Origin of the sequence: Pseudomonas sp. HMWF021, assembly GCF_003061005.1 — a bacterium.
Taxonomy (GTDB): domain Bacteria; phylum Pseudomonadota; class Gammaproteobacteria; order Pseudomonadales; family Pseudomonadaceae; genus Aquipseudomonas.
Genome location: NZ_QAIK01000046.1, coordinates 1 through 4,073 on the forward strand (window position 1 = coordinate 1; position 4,073 = coordinate 4,073).

Genomic DNA, 4,073 nt, shown 5'->3' on the forward strand with positions numbered 1-4,073 from the left:
CCCCAGTTGTCCAGTGTGCTCAGACGGGGTTATCCACAGTGCTTATTCACACACCGTTGGTCGCTTTTTCACCGGTTAAGGCATTGATAAATCATGTCGGCCGGACAACCTGCATGTGGATAAGTGGGCGGCTCGCCGCTACAATGGCCGCTTGTTTTTGCCTCACCGGCTTTCAACTTAGGGGATATCCGTGTCAGTGGAACTTTGGCAGCAGTGCGTGGAGCTTTTGCGCGAGGAGCTGCCTGCCCAACAATTCAACACCTGGATCCGTCCACTACAGGTCGAAGCCGAAGGCGACGAGTTGCGCGTCTACGCACCGAACCGTTTTGTGCTGGACTGGGTCAACGAAAAGTACCTCGGTCGCGTCCTTGAACTGCTGGATGAGCACGGCAACGGCATGGCGCCGGCGCTTTCCTTATTAATAGGCAGCAAACGCAGCTCGGCTCCGCGTGCCGCGCCGAATGCACCGTTGGCTGCTGCGCAAGCGTCCCTGGCTCAGGCCAACGCTGCGCCTGCCAGCGCTCCGGCTCCCGCGCCAACGCCAGCCCCGACCAAGCGCTCGACTCAGAAAACCGAAGAAGTCAGTGAAGAGCCGTCCCGTGACAGCTTTGATCCGATGGCAGGTGCCGCTTCGCAACAGGCCCCGGTTCGTGCCGAACAGCGCACCGTCCAGGTTGAAGGCGCGCTCAAGCACACCAGCTACCTGAACCGCACCTTCACCTTTGAAAACTTTGTCGAAGGTAAATCCAACCAGCTCGCCCGCGCGGCGGCTTGGCAGGTGGCGGACAATCCCAAGCACGGCTACAACCCGCTGTTCCTTTATGGCGGCGTCGGCCTGGGTAAAACCCACTTGATGCACGCGGTGGGCAACCATCTATTAAAGAAGAACCCGAATGCCAAGGTCGTGTACCTGCATTCCGAGCGCTTCGTGGCCGACATGGTCAAGGCGCTGCAACTGAACGCGATCAACGAGTTCAAGCGTTTTTACCGTTCGGTGGACGCCCTGCTGATCGACGACATTCAGTTTTTCGCCCGCAAGGAGCGTTCCCAGGAAGAGTTTTTCCACACCTTCAACGCCCTGCTTGAAGGTGGCCAGCAGGTCATTCTCACAAGTGACCGCTACCCGAAAGAAATCGAAGGCCTTGAAGAGCGCCTAAAATCCCGCTTCGGCTGGGGCCTGACGGTTGCCGTCGAGCCGCCGGAGCTGGAAACCCGCGTGGCGATCTTGATGAAGAAGGCCGACCAGGCCAAAGTCGAGTTGCCACACGATGCGGCGTTCTTCATTGCCCAGCGAATCCGTTCCAACGTCCGTGAGCTGGAAGGTGCGCTGAAACGCGTGATCGCCCACTCGCACTTCATGGGCCGCGACATCACCATCGAATTGATTCGCGAATCCCTGAAAGATCTGTTGGCACTGCAGGACAAGTTGGTCTCTGTGGATAACATTCAGCGCACCGTCGCCGAGTACTACAAGATCAAGATCTCCGACCTGCTGTCCAAGCGCCGTTCGCGCTCGGTGGCACGTCCGCGTCAGGTGGCCATGGCATTGTCCAAGGAGCTGACCAACCACAGCCTGCCGGAAATCGGTGATGTGTTTGGTGGTCGCGACCACACAACGGTGTTGCACGCCTGCCGCAAGATCAACGAACTTAAGGAATCCGACGCGGACATCCGCGAGGACTACAAGAACCTGCTGCGTACACTGACCACTTGATGAACACCAGCGCAGCTTATTAAGGCAAGGGACTAGACCATGCATTTCACCATTCAACGCGAAGCCCTGTTGAAACCCCTGCAACTGGTCGCAGGCGTCGTCGAGCGCCGACAGACCTTGCCGGTACTCTCCAACGTGCTGTTGGTTGTCGAAGGCCAGCAACTGTCGCTGACCGGTACCGACCTTGAAGTCGAACTGGTCGGTCGTGTGCAACTTGAAGAGCCGGCCGAAACAGGTTCCATCACCGTGCCTGCGCGCAAGCTGATGGACATCTGCAAGAGCCTGCCCAACGATGCGCTGATCGACATCAAGGTCGACGAGCAGAAGCTGGTGGTGAAGGCCGGCCGTAGCCGTTTCACCCTGTCGACCCTGCCGGCCAACGATTTCCCGACGGTTGAAGAAGGCCCGGGTTCGCTGACCTGCAGCCTGGAGCAAAGCAAGCTGCGCCGTCTCATCGAGCGCACCAGCTTCGCCATGGCCCAGCAGGACGTGCGTTACTACCTCAATGGTATGTTGCTGGAAGTCTCGGCCGGTGTGATCCGTGCTGTGGCCACCGACGGTCACCGTCTGGCGATGTGCTCGATGCAGGCCGATATCGGTCAGCCGGATCGCCATCAGGTGATTGTGCCGCGCAAGGGTATTCTCGAACTGGCGCGTCTGCTCACCGAGCCGGATGGCAACGTCAGCATCGTATTGGGTCAGCACCACATCCGTGCGACCACCGGCGAGTTCACCTTCACCTCGAAACTGGTCGATGGCAAATTCCCGGACTACGAGCGCGTTCTGCCGAAGGGCGGCGACAAGCTGGTACTGGGCGATCGCCAGGCGCTGCGTGAAGCGTTCAGCCGTACCGCGATTCTGTCCAACGAGAAGTACCGCGGTATTCGTCTGCAACTGGCCAGCGGTCAGTTGAAGATCCAGGCCAACAACCCGGAGCAGGAAGAAGCGGAAGAAGAAGTGGGCGTTGAATACAACGGCGGCTCCCTGGAAATCGGCTTCAACGTGAGCTACCTGCTCGACGTGCTGGGCGTGATGACCACCGAGCAGGTTCGCCTGATCCTGTCCGACTCAAACAGCAGTGCGCTGGTGCAAGAGTCCGACAATGACGACTCGGCTTATGTTGTCATGCCGATGCGTCTGTAATCAGCTGATCCTGGATGTCCTTAAGTCGTGTTTCGGTCACCGCGGTGCGCAATCTGCACCCGGTGACCTTCTCCCCCTCCCCCCGCATCAACATTCTTTACGGCGCCAACGGCAGCGGCAAAACCAGTGTTCTGGAAGCCATTCATCTGCTGGGGCTTGCCCGTTCGTTTCGTAGCACGCGGCTGTTGCCGGTCATCCAGTACGAACAACTCGCCTGTACGGTGTTCGGTCAGGTCGAATTGGCCGAGGGTGGCCACAGTGCATTGGGGATATCTCGCGACCGGCAAGGCGAGTTCCAGATCCGCATCGACGGGCAGAACGCTCGCAGCGCTGCGCAACTGGCGGAGATCCTGCCGTTGCAACTGATCAACCCCGACAGCTTCCGCCTGCTCGAAGGTGCGCCGAAGATTCGCCGGCAGTTTCTCGATTGGGGTGTGTTCCACGTCGAACCGCGTTTTATGGCGACCTGGCAGCGTTTGCAGAAGGCCCTGCGCCAGAGAAACTCCTGGCTGCGGCATGGTACACTTGACGCCGTTTCGCAAGCGGTTTGGGACAGGGAACTGTGTCAGGCCAGCGCTGAAATCGATGAATACCGCCGCGCTTACATCAAAGCCTTGAAACCAGTCTTTGAACAGACCTTGAGCGAACTGGTTGAGCTTGAAGGTTTGACGCTCAGCTATTACCGAGGCTGGGACAAGGATCGGGAACTGAGTGCTGTGCTGGCTGGATCCGTGCAACGGGATCAGCAAATGGGACACACCCAGGCCGGGCCACAACGGGCTGATCTGCGTCTTCGATTGGGCGCACACAACGCCGCGGACATATTGTCCCGGGGTCAGCAGAAGCTGGTGGTCTGTGCTTTGCGGATAGCCCAGGGGCATCTGGTGAGCCAGGCTCGTCGCGGTCAGTGTATTTATCTGGTGGATGACTTGCCGTCCGAGCTGGACGAGAGCCACCGTCGTGCGCTGTGCCGCTTGCTGGAAGACTTACGCTGCCAGGTGTTCATCACCTGTGTAGATCACGAATTATTGAGGGAAGGCTGGCAGACGGAAACGCCAGTCGCTCTGTTCCACGTGGAACAGGGCCGTATCACCCAGACCCACGACCATCGGGAGTGAAGGCATTGAGCGAAGAAAATACGTACGACTCAACGAGCATTAAAGTGCTGAAAGGCCTGGATGCCGTACGCAAACGTCCCGGTATGTACATTGGTGAC

The 4,073-nt window shown here is 58.8% G+C and carries 4 protein-coding genes; all 4 read left to right on the forward strand.

The window, feature by feature from the left end:
• Positions 1–190 precede the first annotated feature (190 nt).
• Positions 191–1,714, forward strand: coding sequence for a chromosomal replication initiator protein DnaA (gene dnaA, locus DBR18_RS06120; RefSeq protein ID WP_108589661.1), 1,524 nt, complete (start codon positions 191–193; stop codon positions 1,712–1,714).
• A gap of 39 nt (positions 1,715–1,753) precedes the next feature.
• The gene (gene dnaN, locus DBR18_RS06125) at positions 1,754–2,857 is read left to right on the forward strand and encodes a DNA polymerase III subunit beta (protein ID WP_016772390.1); all 1,104 of its coding nucleotides are present in this window, start codon (positions 1,754–1,756) and stop codon (positions 2,855–2,857) included.
• A 14-nt stretch (positions 2,858–2,871) separates the two neighbouring features.
• Positions 2,872–3,975, forward strand: coding sequence for a DNA replication/repair protein RecF (gene recF, locus DBR18_RS06130; RefSeq protein ID WP_003220208.1), 1,104 nt, complete (start codon positions 2,872–2,874; stop codon positions 3,973–3,975).
• Positions 3,976–3,980: 5 nt separating this feature from the next.
• The coding region (locus tag DBR18_RS30225) for a hypothetical protein (protein ID WP_371921073.1) at positions 3,981–4,073 on the forward strand (93 nt) is incomplete at its 3' end.